Here is an 18,306-nt window from a genome sequence, read left to right on the forward strand (position 1 = left end):
GTGCACAAGGGCGCGGATGACCGGGCAGGAGCCCCAACCATGAAACAGCAACTGGACATGCTCGGTTCTGTGGCACGCGTGTCCGCGGCTCTCGCGACAGAGCGGGTCACGGGACTCAAACCGGTGATCGGGCCCCACGAGGTGCCCGCGTCGGTGGACCAACTGACCCCGGAATGGCTCGGCGCCACGGTCGGACACGCAGTGCCCGGCGCACGGGTAACCGACATGGCGCTCGGAGACGGCTCGGACGGAACCAGCTCACGTCGAGCGATCTCCGTCGAATGGAACGCCGCCGGATCGACGGCCGGGCTGCCCACCGAGCTCTACACCAAATCGACTCCGTCACTACTCAATCGACTACTCGTCGGTATCACCGGCGCAGCGGGGGCCGAGGCACTCTTCTACACCAGAATCCGCCCGACGCTCGACATCGGTGCTCCCGAGGGATACCACGGTGCGTGGGACCCGAAGACCTGCCGGTCGATGGTTGTCACCGAGAACATCGCCACGTCTCGCGGGGCCACCTTCGCCGACGCCTCTCAGATCTACATCGACCGTCCGTCCGCGGAGTCGATGGTCGCCGAGCTGGCGCGCTACCACGGACAACTCTGGGACGATCCCCGACTCACCGGCGAGTGGGATCTGATGCCTGCCGACCAATGGCAGCGATCATTCAACGCGCGCATCGGTTTCGATCGGGGAGCCACATTCGCCATGCGATTCCTCGACGAGGAGATTCCGGTTGCGTTGCAGTCGAAGAAGAAGGACATCCGACGCGGCCTCATGCAGTCGGTCACCTACGATGTCAGCGGGCCGATGACGCTGCTGCACCAGGATGTCCATCCGGGCAACTGGTTCCGCCTGCCAGACGGCTCGCTCAACCTCTACGACTGGCAGGGAATCGGTTGTGGCGGATGGGCACTGGATGTCAGCTATGCACTGAGCACCGCACTCACCACCGAGGACCGCCGCGAATGGGAACGCGACCTCCTCGCCCTGTACCTCGAGCGTCTGGCCGCCGAAGGCGGGAAGCCACCCATCGAGGGGGAAGCGTTCCTCGCGTACCGACAGCAGATGTTCCGCGGCTTCATCTACTGGACCTACACCCACCTGGTCGGGAAGTTCTCCGAACTCCAACCCGATGCGCACGTCCGCACCCTCGTCCAGCGCACCGGACAGGCCCTCGTCGACCTCGAGTCCCTCGACAGCCTCGACCGCCCCCCACGATGGTAACGATCACTTCCGGCGTTGCACCCGAACGTGATTCGACCCGTCACACCATCAATGATCGGACACCCTCATGTCAGTGAGTTCCACGGCGTCGTTGGCACAGCAGGTGGCACGTGTCGCAGGGCACCGCATTGCCGAATCGGTGCGGCCCGGTCGGCCCGCCGCGCCGGGTACGGTACCGATCGGCATCGACAACATCACCACGGACTGGTTGACCGCGGCGTTGTGCTCGTCGACCCCCGGCGCACAGGTCCGCGGATTCACCGTGTCAGAGGGGTCAGCGGGAACCAGTGCCCGACATCCCGTCACAGTGGAGTACAACAGCGTCGGTGCCGACGCCGGGCTCCCCACCGAATTGTTCACCAAGACCACGCCCGACATGAAGACAAGGCTGTTCACCGGTCTATCCGATCTCTTCGTCGGAGAATGCAACTTCTACAACCTGATCCGACCTCGCCTGACCATGGAGGCACCATTCGGATACCACTGTGATTACGATCGCGGGTCGTGCCGGTCCATCGTCGTCATGGAAGACATCGCCCGCACTCGCGGGGCACAGTTCGGTTCTCCGCAGACCCTGCACATCGACAAGTCCTGCGCATTGGACATGGCGTCCACGATGGCGTCCTACCACTCGGCCTTCTGGGATCTGGACCTGGACTCCGAGTTCAATTGGCTCCGAACCAGTTCCGAGTGGCAACGGCATCTCGATTCGATCATCAACACCGAGGCAATGGTGCGGCGCGGGATCAAACGAGCACATGACGTGCTGCCCCGGCACCTGCTACGTCGAGCAGACACCATCTGGCCGGCCTTCGTCACGTCACTGGACCTGAAGGTACGCGGCCCGCTCACCCTGCTCCACCACGACGTCCACTCGAAGAACTGGTATGTCAATGCAGAGGGAAAGATGGGTCTGTTCGATTGGCAGACCATCGCCGCCGGAACGTGGGCGATCGACTTCTCCTACGCCATCAACTGCGGCCTCGCCATCGATGATCGACGCGAGTGGCTCCCGGAGATCCTGGATCACTACCTCGACTCGTTGAGCGGGGTCTCGCGCGCCCCCGCACCGGCCGAGGCCCGACTGCTCTACCGCCAGCAGTCCATTCACGGTCTCATCTTCTGGCTCGCGACCATCGGAGCCGGACGATTCCAGCCCGATCTACACGACGAGAAGGACTGTCTGATCAACATCGAACGCCTGGCGAGCGCAGTCGACGACGAAGACACCCTCGATGCACTCCTGAATCTCCAGTGAAACCCACCCGAACGGAGCCGACCATGCGGCACACATCATTCCGGTCCCACAAAGCACTCGGCGCAGCCTGCTTAGCGCTCCTGGCGTGCCTCGCGCCGGGTGCATTCTTCGGCGGTCCCGCCCGCGCGGACACCCCGGTCAACTTCGAAGGGCCGGCCGTCCCGGCGACCGCCGACCTGAACCACGATGGGATGCCGGACATCGTGTTCAGCAACTTCGCCCTCGGCAACGGGATCTCGGTCTTCCTCGGCCAACCGGGCGGTGGATTCCGGCCTGCGGTTCACTACCACACCGGCGGACAGGCCGACTACGTGGCCATCGCCGATCTCAACCATGACGGGCTCCCGGATCTCGCGGTCACCAACTTCACCCCCAGCACCGTATCGATCCTGATCGGCCGCGGCGACGGTAGCTTTGAGCCCGCCGTCGATTATCCGACGGGGCCCGCACCCGGGGCGGTGGTCGCCACCGACCTGAACCACGACGGGAACCTCGATCTGGCGACCTCCAACCAGAGCCCCTCGCTCTCTGTTCTGCTCGGTCACGGCGAGGGAACCCTTGGCGCCACCCGAACCGTGTCAACGGAGCTGGGGACCGGATCAGGTTCGCTCGATGCCGCCGATTTCGACGGTGACGGCAATGTCGATCTACTCCGCGGCAACTACGTCAACAGCACGATCCAGGTATTCCGCGGACTCGGCGATGGCGGCTTCCAGCGCCCGATGACGCTCACACAGGGGGGACTCACCGCCTGGTACGGACTTGCCCGCGATGTCAACGGCGATCACCGGCCGGACATCGTCTTCTCCAACCTCGTGGCGAATACGGTCTCGATTCGCTTCAATCAGGGCGGCATGAGATTCTCTGCGCCGCAGGTGTACCCGACCGGCGGAGTCCTGCCCCAGTGTTTCGACTTCGGCGATGTCAATGGAGACGGCATCGCCGACCTGGTGGTCGCCGACGCCGGTACATCGAGTTTCAGCGTGCTACTCGGGACCGGTGGCGGGCGGTTCGGTCCGCCGCATGTCCACTCGACCGGTGGTGCGTTCCCGCTGTCCACTCCGCTGCTCGGTGACTTCAACGCCGACCACAAGCTCGACGTCGTCATCGGCAACACCGCGACTGGGAATGTCGTCCTGCGCTACGGCGACGGCGCCGGGGGATTCGGACCGGCGCTCGATTACCCGGCGTGATCCCCCGGGTAAGTCCCCTGGAGTGGTGGGGTTTCGGGCGTGGCGTCAGTCGGGGTAGTGCTGCCTGTTATGGCGTGTTGTGACGGTTGGAGGTGGGCGATCGCGTAGTGGTCAGTGAGTTACCTACCAAAGCGACTCACAGAAGGACACACTCGCGATGAGCCAGGACCATTCTGGCTTGCTCGCCCAGCTTGATGCACTGACCTCCGCCGATTCCGGCGCGGTGTTCACCGAACTGGTGTGCGTGCTGGTTTGCAGGCGTTGATCGAGGCCGAGGCCACCGAGAAGATCGGCGCCGGCCGTTACGAGCGTTCCGCGGAACGCTCCACCCACCGCAATGGTCACCGCTCCAAGGCGGTGTCCACCCCGGCCGGCGATGTGTCGGTGAAGATCCCGAAGCTGCGCTCAGGTTCGTTTTTCCCGGTGCTGCTTGAACGGCGCCGCCGCATCGACAAGGCCCTGCACGCGGTGATCATGGAGGCCTACGTGCACGGCGTGTCCACCCGATCGGTCGATGACCTGGTCAAAGCCTTGGGGGTGGATACCGGGATCTCCACATCGGAGGTGTCGCGCATCTGCGGTGAGCTTGATGTCGACATCAAGAAGTTCCGGGAACGCTCCCTGTCTCATACGATATTTCCGTAGGTGTTCGCTGATGCGACCTACTGCAAGCTTCGGGTCGGGGCGCATGTGGTCTCTCAGGCGCTGGTGGTGGCCACTGGAGTATCGATAGACCGCTCGCGGGAGGTACTGGGCACCGCGGTCGGCGACACCGAATCCTACGAGTTCTGGCGCGAATTCTTCGCCTCGCTCAAAGCGCGTGGCCTCTCCGGTGTCGAGTTGGTCACCTCCGACGCTCACGCCAGGCGTGAAAGCTGCTGTAGCTCAACAGTGTATGAACGCTTCGTGGCAGCGGTGTCGGGTGGATTTCATGCGGAACCTGCACGGGGCGGTGTCGGCGAAACAGGCGCAGGTGGTGACCGCGGCGGTCAAGACGATCTTCGCTCACACCGAGCCTGAGGATATCCATGCCCAATGGGATCAGGTCGCCGACACGCTGCAATCCTCGTTCCTGAAGGTGACGGAGATGATGCGCGAAGCAAAGGCCGACGTGTTGGCGTTCACCGCGTTCCCCAAGGCGCATTGGCGCAAGATTTGGTCCAACAATCCGATCGAACGGCTCAACAAGGAAATCAAACGTCGTGCTGATGTCGTGGAGATCTTCCCCAACCCGGCCGCGTTCCTGCGGTTGGCGACCGCGGTGGTGATCGAAGCTCACGATGAATGGCAGGTCACCCGCCGCTACCTCTCCGATGTGTCGATGCTCGAACTCAAGAAGGTGATCACCGCCAAGCAACACGCCGCGGCAGCCCTGGACCAGTCCCACCAAAACGCTTAGCATTCACCATGCCTCGTTGATCACTACGCGTGAGTCCACGCCGATCCGAAGTCCACCACTCCACGGGGCACAATCTGATCCCCCGGCCCCGCACAGGGAAAACGCTCAGGCGGCACTCGTCGATACGATGCGCACGGTTCCACCCACCCCGTCAACGCTCACCGTGTCACCCGTGGTGATCGCCCGAGTCCCGTTGCCGGTGTTCATGACACAGGGAATTCCTAGTTCGCGTGCCACCACCGCGGCGTGGCTCATCATCCCACCGATGTCGACCACCAGCGCCGACGACAGGAACATCAACGACACCCATGACGGGTCCGTGGTGTGTGCGATCAGGATGTCACCGTCGTCGACGTCGGTCGTAGCTGGATCCGTGACCACCACCGCGCGACCGGTCACCGTGCCGGGAGAAGCACCGACACCGTTCAGACAGACCTCGGTGTCTGCTGCCGCGGCCGGTGCATCCGGTGGCGACATACGTTCGGGCACCGGGTTTCCGGTCCACGTCGGCGGCAGGATCAGCGACTCGTAATCGGCGCGCTGCGCTCGTCTCTCACTTACGAGATCGCCGGCGCCGGACGGCAGCGGCCGTGCGAGTTCATCGGCGGTGAAGTAGAACGCGTCTTCCGGATCACTCAGAGATCCACTCTCTACCGCGTCGGCTCCGAGGCGACGTGCACAGGCGCGCAAGACATCCAGCGTCTGCAAATAGGTCACCTTCCCCACGCCGCGCAAGGGGATGAAACGTCTGGCAAGGCGCAGGGTCAGATCCACGCGGATTCGTCCTGCCGACGAGTTGGTGCGGAGCTTATCGGTGGCACTGGCGCCGCGCTGTTCGAGCTCAGCGGCTCTCGCCCGCGGACTCTCGGTCTCCGCTAGCGATCCGAATCGCGCGACCATGCGTTGCACGTGGCCCGGGTCCTCTCGCCAACTGACCGAGGACACCTCACCCTCGCCCGCACAGTGATACCCGTGCCTGCTCATGAACTCGTCCATGTCGAGTTCGCGACGAGATACCGCCCACATGTCGGCCAACACCACTGATTCTTCGTGGGAGCCATGACCTCTCAGCAGATCGGTCAGATCCACTCCGGCCGATTCGGCCAGTGACGAGATCTGGTCCTGCACGGGCTGAATGGCACAGGCGCTGACGACCGCCTGCAGGGCCAACGCATCGGTGAATCTCTCGCGTGCATCGACCAGAAGACCACGAACGTCATCGGTGGTCATTTGCCCGAGCGACGCCAGCGAGCGACGCCACCACGCGTCGACCTCGCGGCGATCGCGCTCGATACGGCGCGCAATGGTGGCCAACGCGCGCGGGTACCGCAAGGCGATGGCGGGAAGCCTCCGGTTCGACGGATGACTGACGAAGTCGGGAGGGACGAATCCGAAGAAGTCCCTCGACAACGACTCTCCCGATTGTCCGGGTACGAGATCACCCATCTCGCAAAGGAAGTCCACACGCACCGCCATCCTCCCGAAGAAGGCACCGGTGATCCGATCGGCCGGATCCGCCGGGATCACAGCCTGACTCGCAGGTAGCACTCCCATCTCCCGGAATGGCTGCCGAAGGCCCATTTCGCTGGCCGGGACCCACACGCTCGAGGTGAGAGGCGTCATCACTCCCGGCACCGCCTCGGCGAGATTGACCGAACTCCACGAGGCGTCGGACGGGGAGACGAAGTTGAGGATGTTCATGAGGAGGACTCCATTTCGGCGGGCACATCGTTCGTCGGTGCACGACTCTGGGGACAAGATAACCGAGAAAGCCCATTTTTCGAAGAACAATTAAATTACTGCAGCAAGTTCGGTTGCGACACAGATTCTTCGAACGACAAGCAGCCTCCGTGGCTCACACGGCCAGGAAGCCCTCGACGATCATCGTGAGACCGGCCGTGAAGGATCGGTCGGTGAGCTCGGCACCGGCCAGGCGATCGCGCAGGCCGGGAGCGCTGACCGACGGTACGCCGTCGGGGAGAACGCGGCGCCCCATCGTGGAGAGCTCGCGCGTTCGAGAAATCCGATACAGGGCCGCACCCACGGTGTAACTGAACATGCCGACCAACAGATCGTCGGCACGGGCGTCGGGGACGCCGACTCTTCGCAGCAGCTCCAGAATTGCCAAAGCCGCCCGGGTCGCCACCGGCCCCTGAAGACGCCTGGTAGACATCACCTGCGCAAGCGACGGGCGCCCGACCAGCAGCGCGTGAAACGCCGAGCCCCAACTGGCGAGTTCGACACTCGGATCGCCATCGATGTCGACGGGGTCGACCGCGCGAAGCAACTCGTCGACGACAAGGTCGATCAGCTCCTCCTTGCTCGCGACGTGTCGGTAGATCGCCATCGGCGTGACACCGAGTTCCGTCGATACCCTGCGCATCGTCACGCCGCCTATGCCCTCGATGTCGGCAACGGCGAGTGCGGCCTCCACGATCCTCCGACGGTCCAGACCAGCGCCATGTCCCACATTCGCCCCCTCTTGTGAGCCTTGTCACGTCCGAGTGTACGTTGTAGACTCGCCCTCAGTTTTTATGTCCTATTCAAAAATCAAGCCGGAGGTACCCGTGACCGTCAGCTCACAAGCCGTGTCGTCCCATTCCACTTCCTCCCTACAGACCACATCATGGGGCCCGTTGTCCGAACCGGTGCACGACGACGCAGCCGGCAGAGGCGACCCGGTGTGGAAGGACAACGCATACCTCTCCTATTGGGACGTCGAACGTAAGATCTTCGGCAGCTTTCACGTCTCGACCTCACCGAACGGCGACGGCGCTCGCCGTGCTCGTTGCTCGCTGATCGTCGGTCACGACGAGGTCGAGATCATCGAGACCCTCGATCGGGGATCGTTTTCGAGTGAGTCCATCTCCTTCGGCCTGGATGGCACCATCACCGTCTCACACCCCGACCTCGAGGCGTCCTTCACCAACACTCCGCTGCACACTCCCGCGGACTTCTCCCTCCACGAGCTCATCCCGCCCCTGGTTCCGGGGAAACCGTTGCAGCACTTCCAGCAAGCGTGCAACATCTGCGGCGACTTTACTGTGCGCGGCTCGCAGCATCACCTCGACGGGCTCGGAATGCGCGACCGCACATGGGGTTTCCGTGACGAAGCGGCCCAGTGGGCCGAGTACGCCGGTCTCGTCTGCGTCTTCGACGGAGCATTCCTGACCGCCATGAAGTTCCTCGGTACCGACGGCCAACTCGGCACCGACGGCTACCTCATCGATCACGAGGAAGCGCGCCATCTTCGCGATGTGACGTTCCGTCGGACCGCAGCCGCCCAATTCCTCGCCGCCACCTTGACCTTCGACGACGGTTCGAGCCGCCGATGCACGATGCACAGTCGGGAAGCGGGGTTCTTCGTCCCTATGGGGGCAGAGACCGAGGGACCCGCTTTCGGTACCTACGACGATTTCATGACACTCGACCTCGACGGCGTACCCGGAGCCGGCTTCTTCGAGCAAGGCATCGTCCACCGCGTTGCGTGAGGAGACCACAGTGACCGACACCATCAGCGTTCTGCAATTGCTCCGTCTCAAGGGGCGCACCACCGTGGCTGCTCTCTCGGAATCCCTCGGCATTCACGAGGAATCATGCGCGAACCGGATTCGTCCGTTGATCGAAAAGGGGCAGGCCATCGAGACGAACGGCCGGCTCCGGGCGACTCCCGAAGGACGGGAACGCCTGACCCAACTCCTCGCCGAGGAGCGCGCCGACCTCGACACCTCCGAGGTCGAGACGCTCTATCGCGAGTTCGATTCCCACAATGACGAACTGAAGTCACTGATGACCCGATGGCAACTCAAGTCCGAGGACACCCCCAACGACCACTCGGACGCCAACTACGACGCAGCCATCATCGACGACCTGACGGCGTTGCACCAACAGTTCACCCCGCTGTTGGCGCGAATCGTGACCGTCATTCCCCGACTCGGGCACTACCCCGGACGATTCGACCGCGCGATCTCCCGTATCGGCTACGGCGACCACTCATGGTTCGCCAAGCCGCTCGCCGACAGCTATCACACGGTGTGGTTCGAACTGCATGAAGACCTCATCGGCGCAGCGGGGCGCACCCGAGCCGACGAGGCCGCCGCCGGACGTGCGCTATGAGTGCGTCCACCATGCAGCCGCAGGCCGAGGCCGACGTCATCGAGCTCGATGGGGGCACCACGCTCGACCGCTCGCTGATCGGCGGGAAAGCCTGGAGTGTTCAGGAGATGCGCATGCTCGGCATTCCTGTCCCGCCCGCCTTCGTGATCACGACGTCGGTATGCCGCGAGTACTACGCCAACGATCGTCAGGTGCCCGAACGCATCTGGGATCACGTTCGCGCACAATTGAATCAGCTGGGATCTGCTACCGGCCGGGAGTTCGGATCCGCCGAGAAGCCTTTGCTGTTGTCGGTGCGCTCCGGTGCCGCGACCAGTATGCCCGGCATGATGGACACGATCCTGAACCTCGGGATGACCACCGGGATAGAGTCCGAACTCGCCCGCCAATCCGGCGATCGCGAGTACGCGAGCGACACCCACCGCAGATTCGTCGAGCAGTTCACGTCGGTGGTCGGCCGACCGCCCCCGGGCGACCCGTGGGAGCAACTCCGCCAAGCGATTCGATCGGTACTCGACTCGTGGCACAGCCCACGCGCGGTTGCCTATCGCGGTGCCCGCGGCCTCGATGACGACGCCGGCACCGCGGTGACGGTGCAGGCGATGGTCTTCGGCAACCTCGGTGAGAACTCCGGTACCGGTGTCCTGTTCTCTCGCGACCCGTTGACCGGCTGCAAGGAGATCTACGGCGAATGGCTTCCCGGAGGGCAGGGCGAGGATGTCGTCTCGGGCCGGATGGACGCACTACCCCTGAACCGTCTCGCCCAGACCCTCCCCGGCGTCCACGAGCAACTCCTGTCGGTCACCGGCGTCCTCGAGAAGCATGGCCGCGATGTCCAGGACATCGAGTTCACCGTGCAGGAAGGCCGATTGTGGCTGCTTCAGTGCCGGGCGGCGAAACGCACACCCGAGGCGGCGGTCCACTGCGCGGTCACCATGGTCGACGAAGGACTGATCACCCCGGACGAGGCGCTGGACCGGGTGAGCGGAGACCAGATACGCGCACTATTGCGCCCGCACCTCGATCCGGCCGCTGCTGCGAAAGCCGTTGTCATCGCACGTGGGAAACCGGCCGCACCAGGAATCGCCGTCGGAATCGTGCACACGGACACCGATCGGGCCGAGGCCGCAGCCGACTCCGGTGTCGACGTGATCCTGGCGAGGCCCACCACCGACCCCGATGACGTTGCCGCCATGGCGATCGCGAAGGCGGTGATCACCGAACTCGGTGGGGCGACGTCACACGCGGCCGTGGTGTGCCGGGAGATGGCCATCCCGTGCGTGGTGGGGTGCGGCGCGCACACGGTCTCCGAGATGGACGGACGAACGGTGACGATCGACGCCGGCAACGGTGTCGTCTACGACGGAGAAGTTCCGACGTTCCACATCGAATCCGAGTCGGCCGAACTCCACCGCCTTCTCACCTGGGCCACAGATGATCTCGGCGTTGCCGGAGCTCGTGACGATTCTCCCGCCGACCTGCAGATGCTTGCCGGCCTTCTCGACACCCGGCTCGCGGAAGGCGAGTCCCGATGACGACGCGAGAGCAGATGCTCACCACCCTCGACAGCGCCGGGGTCGCGTCGGAGACCACGTGGACCACCGGCAACGTCGCCGAGGCGTTTCCCGGGGTCTTCACCGCCTTCGGCATCAGCTTCGTCTTCGAACCGATGGAGATGGCCTTTCGGCGTATGTTCTACGACCTGGGCGCATTCTCCACGGCCGACCTCGTGATCCCCGACTCCGTCGATGACTGCTTCTGGAGCCTGTTCGCCGGCCGGGGAGCGGGAAACATCGACAAGTTCCGCCAAGTCGCCGATGTCCTTCCGGGCACCTCCGCGACGGCCATCGAAGCGCAGTTGTTCGGTTACGTGCGTCCGGAGACCGTCGATGCGAACACGATTCGCCGCTATCCGATGATCCTCGCCAAGGCACCTCGGTGGGTGGCATCGACCCCCAAACGCCACGACAGCATGTTCGCCGGCCTGCGACGGTGGAGACTCGACCAACTTCCCGGGATCGGCATCGCCGACAAGTCGACCTGCTTGGCCGTCCTCGCCGACGCACGTCGCCGATTCGAGGACATCATGACCATCCATATGGGCGTGGCGTTCGTGAGTTCGGCGCTCGCCGACAAGGTTGCCGAATTTGCTTCGGCTGCAGGGGTCCCCGGACTCGAACAACACCTCCTGTCCGGTGTCGGCTCGGACGAGAACGAGGTCGCCCACGACCTGTGGGCACTGGCGCACGACGAGATCACCGAACAGGACTTCGTCGATCGGCACGGCTATCACGGGCCCGGCGAGGGGCAGTTGTCGGGCCGAACGTGGCGGGAGGATCTCGGGCCCGTCCGGCAGCGTCTCGATGATTACCGATCCATCCCGGCCGGTAGCCCGAAGGCACCTCGGTCTCGCAGTTCGGCCCAGGTGGCGCTCCGCGATTCCGCTCTACGACAGCTCCTCGACGCCACACCGGCCGTCAAGCGACGGCCCACGGCACTGCTCGTGCGTTGGGCCGCACGGTTCCTCGCCCTCCGAGAGCAAGGCAAGGCCGGATATCTGATGACCTACGACGTCGCGCGAGCCGCGGCCCGGCGGCTGGGTGACCACATGGTCGGCCACGGCGTCATCACCGACCGCGAACACATCTTCCATCTCCGCTACGACGCACTGGTCGCCGGAGTGTCAGGAGATCAGCGGGCACTGGTGAACGACCGAATCGCCGAGTACACCCAGCGCACCGAGTTACGGCTACCGCAGGCCTGGCAGGGTACGCCGGAGATCGTGAAGGTCGGTGAGGGCAGCGGTGAACTGCTGGGCCCCAACCAAACCCTGAGCGGAGTGGCTGCCAGCGGCGGCGTCGTCGAGGGCCGTGCGCGGGTGGTGCACGACCCGTCGGAGGTCGAACTCGACGACGGCGACGTGCTGGTATGCGAGACCACAGACCCGAGCTGGGTCTCGCTGTTCCTGGTCGCCGGGGCGGTGGTCACCGATTACGGCGGACTACTCAGCCACGGACCGATCGTGGCACGCGAGCTCGGACTGCCCTGCGTGTGCGGAACCGAGACGGGAAGCAACCGCATACCCGACGGCGCGCACATCCGCGTCGATGGCGACAAGGGTGAGGTCACGATACTGGCATGACGAACTCGAACACCATTTCGCTGGTAACACATACCATCAAGGGCAACAGACATTCTCAGGCTCATCTCGACACCGACCTGCTGAACTCCCCGTACTCGGTCCCCGGTTGGAACGAGACCATGTTCTTCCACGCCCGGTCGCCCGGGAACGGGGAGGGCGTCTTCGGCCATTGTGGCCGACCTCGAACTTTGTTGGGCCCAGACGATCGTCAAGCTCCCGGACGGCGAATTGCTGGTCGACCACTACTGGAGCCGTACGCCAGGCCGGCGGGGCCGGGCCACCGGCAAACTTCGGGTCGAGTGTCTCCAACCGCACCACCGGAGGCGCGCCTAGCGTTCGACGGCGCCGGCGAGCCGACCGATCTGGCACGGACGGTGAGCGGAGCGACCGGCGCCGGACCGGCCGTGGCAGTCCGTTTCAGCATCGAGATCACCGCGGCCGCAGCGGTGTGGGATATGCACAGCACCTCGGGTTTCGACAACCTCTCGTGGGCACCCGTACCACGACACGCAAGGATTCACTTCGCGTGGCCGGATACACACTCCGGCAGCGAAATCATCAAGAGCGAAGAGCGCACAGCGAAATTCGAGCTCGTCCGCGCCCTGTGGCGGCTCTCCCACGACGAAATCGACATCGCCACCTTCTGCGACCTGCACTGTCGCCACGGCGTCGCGCCGGAGGTGTGGATCGGTGATCCCGGAGTGAGAGCGGGGATCGTTGGCCCCGACGATGGAACCGTCATGGCTTATGAAGCGACCTACCACAATTTGGCGTCGCCGTCCCCCTTGGCAGTTACAGTGACAGTGACCACTGTGGGCAGTACGACGAACCATGCGGCCGTCGTCTATCGAGAACTCGGTTTATCCTGCGTGCCCAATACCCGCTGCGGGACAATAGATCCGGATGTCGGAATGCGAGTCAGCGCGGACGGTTCCGCCGGTGTCGTCAATATGCTCTCGACTCGATGACCGCCCGCGCACCGGCAAATCTTCGAGACGTGGGCACCATGGTAGTGGTCGGCGGTGGCCGTACACGGGTGGGAGCACTGCTGCGCAGCGATGCACCCTACGACGGGGACGATCTGTCGATCCTTGACGCCGTACCGGTGAGGACGGTGATCGACCTACGCTCCGAGTACGAAGCCGTCCGGCGCCCGTATCGCTGGTCTCCGACGGTCACCGTTCACCGGCACTCGCTCTATGACGCCGGGGACCTCAGTTCGCTCTCGCCGGCAATGACACTCACCGAGCTGTATCGCGACATGCTGACGGCGTCGAGGTCACGAATCGCCCTGTTGCCAAAGCTCCTCGGCCACGGCAACGCGACACTGATCCACTGCACCGCGGGGAAGGACCGCACCGGCATGGCCATCGGCGCGCTCCTTCTCCTGGTGGGCGTCGACCCCACCGATGTTGTACGGGATTACCGAGCGACCGAGGACAACATGCCCGCCGTCCTCGAGCGCGCGCACGACGCAGAGGTCATTCCGTCGACCCTGATGCGACCGGAGTGGGTGCAGGCGCCCGACGTCGCCATCGATGTCCTGATCGACGAGGTGACCCGGTGGCCCGGAGGGGTCCGCGCGTGGTTCCTCGATCACGGTGCGTCTCCCGACGACCTGGATTCGACGATCGCGTGGTTGACCACGCGAGAAAACTGACAAACCATGTCCCGAATGAACTCCACGTGCGCGCTTCGAATGTCCCCACTGCCGCTGATCTCAGCGCTTACCTGATTGTTGCAGGATCACCTCAAGCACAGCCGACGACGCTACCTCTAAAACCGACTATAGGACTGTGGCACAGGGGATTCCCAACGGAATCGAAGCTGAAGAACTCGATTTCCGCAACGTCTTCCTCTCCAAACGATAGATTCTCAAGGAGGCCGCGGTAATTCTCGGGGCGGTCGGCGCCCGCACCGGCCGCGTAGGTCTCGCCACCAGGATCGTCTCCCCGGCGCGCTGCCGCGCACTACACATGGAAGCCTTTAGCGCGACCATGCAGGCCGACCCTCGGCACCGGCTCGTTCTCGGGTTGGAACGAGGGGATCACGCGTTCCCTGCGCCACGAGGGTCTACGTACCGCGGGTTTCGACGGTATCTGCGACTACGTCGACATCAGGCACCCGACTCTGGTACTTCACATTCGGCATACTTCGTGCCGCCGACGCCGTGGCGCGCTCGTTCAACCGCGTGATCCTGCCGCCGATGATGACCCCCGAGGCCACTTCACGGTCGATGGCCCGCCTGCGGTCGGCGTGCGAGCGGATCGACTGGGACCCGGCAACCCTGCGGATCGTGCAATGCGTGATGCCCGCGCCGGACCTCGATGAGCATGAAACACGGGCACTGGCTCACGCACGCGCGGCCACCTACCTGCAGGCACCCGAGGACGGCGACGCGCTGGTCCGGGTCAGCGGATGGGATCGCGAGCCGGTCACGCACTTGCGGGCGGCACTTCGCGTGGCACAGGAGTCGTCCGGCGACGAGTTCGTCGACACCGCCTTTCACCGTCGACAACTCCTCGACGCCGCGGATCGCGTCCCCGACTCGTGGATGAACGACTCTTGCGCATTCGGAACATCTCGGGAGTGCGTCGAGCGTCTGCGCGCCTTCCGTGAGACTGGGGCCGATGAGATAGCAACCTATGGCAGCACTCCGGCGCAGAACGCGAAGGTCATCGCCCAGTGGCTCGAGTGAGCATCAGATGAGCCGTCTCCTGGGGCAGGGTCACCGTCCGTACAGGGCACCGGTCCACATGGCCACCAGCGGGGCGACCGCCGCTGACTCGTCAGGCAATTCGGGTTCGACTCCCAGACCGGCAACATGCAGCACCCGCTCGGTGCCCCAGAACAGCGACGTGGCGAGCAGTCGACTGTCCACCTCGGAACTGACCATCCCCTCGGAACGCTCACGGTCGATCTCCAGGGCGCCGGCGGCGACAAATCGTTCCACGATCGCCAGCCAACGTTCGCGTAATTCTGCGTCCTCGTGCCAATGGCGACTCGTGGCCCGCAGGACGAGTCGGTGTCGTCGCCACGCATCGGCCACCGCAGCGATGCTCGTTTCCAGTGCCCGTTCCGCATCGGTTCCGTCGGAAGGGATCAGGAACGGCGACACCTTCTCGAAGATGTCGTCCATTGCCCGCGACAGCAGTCCGCTGAGGACACCGAACTTCGATTCGAAGTAGTAGTAGAACGACGCACGGCTCACTCCCGCCTCGGCGAGCACATCGGCGACGCTGAGATCGCCGAACTCCTTACGGGCCATCAGCTGCAGTGTCGCGCCGTAGATCTCGTCGGCGACCGGCGCCCCTACCGGCGCAATCCCCTGGCGCCGCGCTTTGGAGCGGGTCGTGTTGGCCACGCCGTCGACGATACCGTCGTCGACGGCCACACGACCCGGAGCAACCTGCTCTGTATCGTTTATTTTATTTTCAAATCCCCATACACATTGTCAGGCCATCCTGTTAGTGTGAGGCAGTACACACTCCGAAAGCCGCTTCCGGCGGTCAAGGAACCGTCCACGACCTGACCGAAAGGACCACATCGTGTCATCCGCACTGACCTTGGCCGATGGCTGGATTCTCGAATCCACCGAGGGTTGGCCGCCCAATATGCAGCCGGCACCCGGGCCGTTCGATGCCAGCCTCACGGCCGAGATCATCTTCTTCTTCGTCGCCGGCGCACTGGTCGTCGTCTTCGCGCTGCCGTGGGCCATCCGAGCCGCCGTCAAGAGCAAGAACTACATTCCGCTGATCGTGATGGGCAGCGGTCTCATCTGCAGCCTGCTCGAGCCGATGCTCGATCTGTTGGGTCACCTGCACTGGGCCCGGAACCTACTGCCGGCATTCACCAACTTCGGTATCACCGTGCCCGCGTTGATCCCGCTGTGTTACGTCGCCTTCCTCGGACTCGAGGCCTATTTTTGCTACTTCGTCATCCGCAACGGCGCACGACGCAGTCACTTCATCATGTTGCTGGGTGTCGGCATCATCACCGACGCGCTCATGGAGACAATCGGCATCAATCTCGGGGTCTATCTCTACTACGGCACCCAGCCCTTTGAGTTCCTGAAGTTCCCGTACTGGTGGGGCTTCATCAATGGTGGTTCGTTCGTCACCATCGGCGCGATCCTCGCCTTCGCGGTGCCCCGCTTGCACGGCGCCTCCAAGCTCCTGCTGCTTCTGGTTGCACCGTTCGGCATGATGGTCGCCTACTTCGGCGTCGGCTGGGTGCACATCCTCGCCCACAACTCGGCGCTGCCGACCTGGGTTCGCTGGATTGCCGCGGCGGTCATGATGGTCATGATGGTCGGCTGGATGTGCATATTGCACCAACTCGTGGGACGCAAGGACGACGAATCCGCGCCGGCATGGAACCTATGGCGGCTCTTCGCCTACTCACGCTTCGGCTTCAGCAAGGCCAGCCGACAGCGCCTGTGGGAACGCATGCTCGACGACGCCGGACCGCAGGCGCGTGCCACACTCGCCCGCGACCCGGAGGATCCGGCGCAGGCCGTGGTCGGACCCACCCCGCCGGCACGCACCAACACTCCAGAGATGGTCTGAATCAGCGGATCTCGACACTCACCAGGAGTCGGCCGGCAGCAACCGCTGCCGGCCGACTCCTATTGCACCCTCGGCGAACTCCGTCCCACCGAAGTGGATAGCATTCGATCGATGAGCAAATCACCTGTAGACGAATCACCCATGGACGAACCACCGACAACCGAACTACGCAGAGCGCTACCAATTTTCGATGCCGACAATGCGAGTGCATCGATGGGTATCACCCTTGATGCACTCGACGCCGACGGAGCCGAATTCATTCAGGTGACCCAACCCTGGTTCGCGGGCATGGACGGCCACATATCCAGAGCATCCCTGGGGCCGCTGCTCGATGCCGTACTCGGCGCGATGGCCTACATCCACACTCCCGAGCGAACATTCGTCGTATCCGCACTGCACGCTGCGTTCGTCGGCGACTACGGGGACGGCGATGCGCTGATTGCACGTCCGACGTCGATCCTCACCGATGCCGTGTCGGACACGGTGGTCGTCACCGCGCAGGTGTCCCGCTCCGCTGACGACAATCAGGTGGTGGCCACGGCGAGCTGTCGTGCAGTTCCGATCGAACGCCCGCGAACCGACGTCACCACCGAACACGGTGTTCTCGCCCCAAACGATGCGATCGGCAGTGCGCCGATCGATCCCGGCGTCTCCGGTCGCGAACAACTCGACGCGTGCATCGGTGGGACGTCACTACCTGCACCGCTGCCACGGACGCTGCGGATGACGGTGACCGGGATTCACGAGTCGAGGGTCACCGGGCGGTGGCTACCCGCGACGTGGATGACCAATCCGCTCGGCTCCGTGCAGGGCGGGATCGTGTTCGCGGTGGCCGCCGAAGCCGCGTCACTGGCGGCCACGCTCGTGCGCGCTCCGCACCAGCAGCTGAGCTTCGGCGATGTCGCGGTCGACCTGTTGGCCTCACCGCAGCCCGATCTCGATATCGCGTGGACCGCGATGCTGGTCCGATCCGGCCGGCGCCTGGTCTCGGCGGAGGTCACGATCGGCGATCCGGCGCACTCCTCGGTCTACGCCCGGGCGCGCTGCACATTCTTCCGCGTCGACTGAACCAGTCGGCCTCACACCGGGATACGCACCCCTCTCGAAGTATCCCGGCCCGCCTGCTATCGGTCGATCAGAATGGGTGCCGTGTCCGCGACATCGGCACCGTGGGCGTGTGCCTGGACGCGGATCTCGTCCTCCTGCGCCATCGATTCACGGATCGCGCGCTGGGCATTCTCCGGCAACGACGGCAACAACTCCAGGACGCGCTCCCGGTGGCGGGCAACAGCCTTGCGCTCGGGCATACCCGGATTGGGCTGCACCTGCGGGATGATCTCCGAGAAGTCGTCCTTGGTACCGCCACCACCGATACCCGCGGCCTGCATCGCCTCTTC

General features: G+C 64.3%; 15 protein-coding genes and 2 pseudogenes. 13 read left to right on the plus strand and 4 right to left on the minus strand.

Annotated features, from left to right (window positions below):
• Positions 1-39 precede the first annotated feature (39 nt).
• From EF294_RS18770 to EF294_RS18785, 4 genes and pseudogenes are all read left to right on the plus strand, one after another.
• Complete coding sequence (locus EF294_RS18770) at positions 40-1,233, plus strand: phosphotransferase (protein ID WP_123932464.1); 1,194 nt, start codon at positions 40-42, stop codon at positions 1,231-1,233.
• Between the two features lie 73 nt (positions 1,234-1,306).
• Positions 1,307-2,491, plus strand: a complete 1,185-nt coding sequence (locus tag EF294_RS18775; RefSeq protein WP_185091155.1) for a phosphotransferase — start codon at positions 1,307-1,309, stop codon at positions 2,489-2,491.
• A 23-nt stretch (positions 2,492-2,514) separates the two neighbouring features.
• A complete protein-coding gene (locus EF294_RS18780) occupies positions 2,515-3,684 on the plus strand; it encodes an FG-GAP repeat domain-containing protein (RefSeq protein WP_123932466.1) in 1,170 nt (389 codons plus the stop codon).
• A gap of 157 nt (positions 3,685-3,841) precedes the next feature.
• Positions 3,842-5,083 (plus strand): annotated as a pseudogene (locus EF294_RS18785) (IS256 family transposase).
• Between the two features lie 105 nt (positions 5,084-5,188).
• On the opposite strand, the gene EF294_RS18790 reads toward EF294_RS18785, so the two are convergent.
• Both EF294_RS18790 and EF294_RS18795 read right to left on the minus strand, forming a co-directional pair.
• Positions 5,189-6,706, minus strand: a complete 1,518-nt coding sequence (locus EF294_RS18790; protein ID WP_246007961.1) for a PEP-utilizing enzyme — start codon at positions 6,704-6,706, stop codon at positions 5,189-5,191.
• 232 nt (positions 6,707-6,938) lie between these two features.
• Entirely contained in the window at positions 6,939-7,517 is a 579-nt protein-coding gene (locus EF294_RS18795; RefSeq protein WP_185091156.1) for a TetR/AcrR family transcriptional regulator, read from the minus strand.
• Between the two features lie 202 nt (positions 7,518-7,719).
• On the opposite strand from EF294_RS18795, the gene EF294_RS18800 reads away from it, so the two are divergent.
• The 7 genes from EF294_RS18800 (at position 7,720) to EF294_RS22280 (ending at position 15,039) form a co-directional block, all read left to right on the plus strand.
• The gene (locus EF294_RS18800) at positions 7,720-8,574 is read left to right on the plus strand and encodes a DUF7065 domain-containing protein (protein WP_246007956.1); all 855 of its coding nucleotides are present in this window, start codon (positions 7,720-7,722) and stop codon (positions 8,572-8,574) included.
• Between the two features lie 10 nt (positions 8,575-8,584).
• On the plus strand, positions 8,585-9,199 hold the full coding sequence (locus tag EF294_RS18805) for a winged helix-turn-helix domain-containing protein (protein WP_123932469.1): 615 nt from the start codon (positions 8,585-8,587) through the stop codon (positions 9,197-9,199).
• Positions 9,196-10,734, plus strand: a complete 1,539-nt coding sequence (locus EF294_RS18810) for a pyruvate, phosphate dikinase (RefSeq protein WP_246007957.1) — start codon at positions 9,196-9,198, stop codon at positions 10,732-10,734. The genes EF294_RS18805 and EF294_RS18810 overlap by 4 nt, the downstream gene beginning before the upstream one ends.
• Positions 10,731-12,341, plus strand: coding sequence for a PEP-utilizing enzyme (locus tag EF294_RS18815; protein ID WP_246007958.1), 1,611 nt, complete (start codon positions 10,731-10,733; stop codon positions 12,339-12,341). Before EF294_RS18810 ends, EF294_RS18815 begins: the two co-directional genes overlap by 4 nt.
• A 299-nt stretch (positions 12,342-12,640) precedes the next feature.
• On the plus strand, positions 12,641-13,309 hold the full coding sequence (locus tag EF294_RS18820) for a PEP-utilizing enzyme (RefSeq protein WP_221182460.1): 669 nt from the start codon (positions 12,641-12,643) through the stop codon (positions 13,307-13,309).
• The gene (locus EF294_RS18825) at positions 13,306-14,001 is read left to right on the plus strand and encodes a tyrosine-protein phosphatase (protein ID WP_123932471.1); all 696 of its coding nucleotides are present in this window, start codon (positions 13,306-13,308) and stop codon (positions 13,999-14,001) included. Before EF294_RS18820 ends, EF294_RS18825 begins: the two co-directional genes overlap by 4 nt.
• Before the next feature lie 546 nt (positions 14,002-14,547).
• Complete coding sequence (locus EF294_RS22280; RefSeq protein WP_246007959.1) at positions 14,548-15,039, plus strand: LLM class flavin-dependent oxidoreductase; 492 nt, start codon at positions 14,548-14,550, stop codon at positions 15,037-15,039.
• A gap of 30 nt (positions 15,040-15,069) precedes the next feature.
• Here the strand turns inward: EF294_RS22280 and EF294_RS18835 are convergent, their stop codons facing one another.
• Entirely contained in the window at positions 15,070-15,666 is a 597-nt protein-coding gene (locus EF294_RS18835) for a TetR/AcrR family transcriptional regulator (RefSeq protein ID WP_265078076.1), read from the minus strand.
• A gap of 289 nt (positions 15,667-15,955) precedes the next feature.
• On the opposite strand from EF294_RS18835, the gene EF294_RS18840 reads away from it, so the two are divergent.
• Both EF294_RS18840 and EF294_RS18845 read left to right on the plus strand, forming a co-directional pair.
• The gene (locus EF294_RS18840) at positions 15,956-16,909 is read left to right on the plus strand and encodes a hypothetical protein (RefSeq protein ID WP_123932484.1); all 954 of its coding nucleotides are present in this window, start codon (positions 15,956-15,958) and stop codon (positions 16,907-16,909) included.
• 111 nt (positions 16,910-17,020) lie between these two features.
• Positions 17,021-17,977 carry a PaaI family thioesterase gene (locus EF294_RS18845; RefSeq protein WP_123932472.1) on the plus strand — a complete coding sequence of 319 codons (957 nt, stop codon included), beginning with the start codon at positions 17,021-17,023 and terminating at the stop codon, positions 17,975-17,977.
• A 56-nt stretch (positions 17,978-18,033) separates the two neighbouring features.
• Here EF294_RS18845 and EF294_RS18850 read toward each other — a convergent pair.
• Positions 18,034-18,306 (minus strand): annotated as a pseudogene (locus EF294_RS18850) (ABC transporter ATP-binding protein); the annotation flags it as partial.

Origin of the sequence: Gordonia oryzae (assembly GCF_003797185.1) — a bacterium.
GTDB classification, from domain to species: domain Bacteria; phylum Actinomycetota; class Actinomycetes; order Mycobacteriales; family Mycobacteriaceae; genus Gordonia; species Gordonia oryzae.

What these genes read in the sequence shown, in the direction of transcription:
- EF294_RS22280 (WP_246007959.1), top strand. Translation starts at nt 14,548, where the DNA reads ATGATGACCCCCGAGGCCACTTCACGGTCGATGGCCCGCCTGCGGTCG.
- EF294_RS18770 (WP_123932464.1), top strand. Translation starts at nt 40, where the DNA reads ATGAAACAGCAACTGGACATGCTCGGTTCTGTGGCACGCGTGTCCGCG.
- EF294_RS18780 (WP_123932466.1), top strand. Translation starts at nt 2,515, where the DNA reads ATGCGGCACACATCATTCCGGTCCCACAAAGCACTCGGCGCAGCCTGC.
- EF294_RS18810 (WP_246007957.1), top strand. Translation starts at nt 9,196, where the DNA reads ATGAGTGCGTCCACCATGCAGCCGCAGGCCGAGGCCGACGTCATCGAG.
- EF294_RS18790 (WP_246007961.1), bottom strand. Translation starts at nt 6,706, where the DNA reads ATGACGCCTCTCACCTCGAGCGTGTGGGTCCCGGCCAGCGAAATGGGC.
- EF294_RS18840 (WP_123932484.1), top strand. Translation starts at nt 15,956, where the DNA reads ATGCAGCCGGCACCCGGGCCGTTCGATGCCAGCCTCACGGCCGAGATC.
- EF294_RS18845 (WP_123932472.1), top strand. Translation starts at nt 17,021, where the DNA reads ATGAGCAAATCACCTGTAGACGAATCACCCATGGACGAACCACCGACA.
- EF294_RS18825 (WP_123932471.1), top strand. Translation starts at nt 13,306, where the DNA reads ATGACCGCCCGCGCACCGGCAAATCTTCGAGACGTGGGCACCATGGTA.
- EF294_RS18815 (WP_246007958.1), top strand. Translation starts at nt 10,731, where the DNA reads ATGACGACGCGAGAGCAGATGCTCACCACCCTCGACAGCGCCGGGGTC.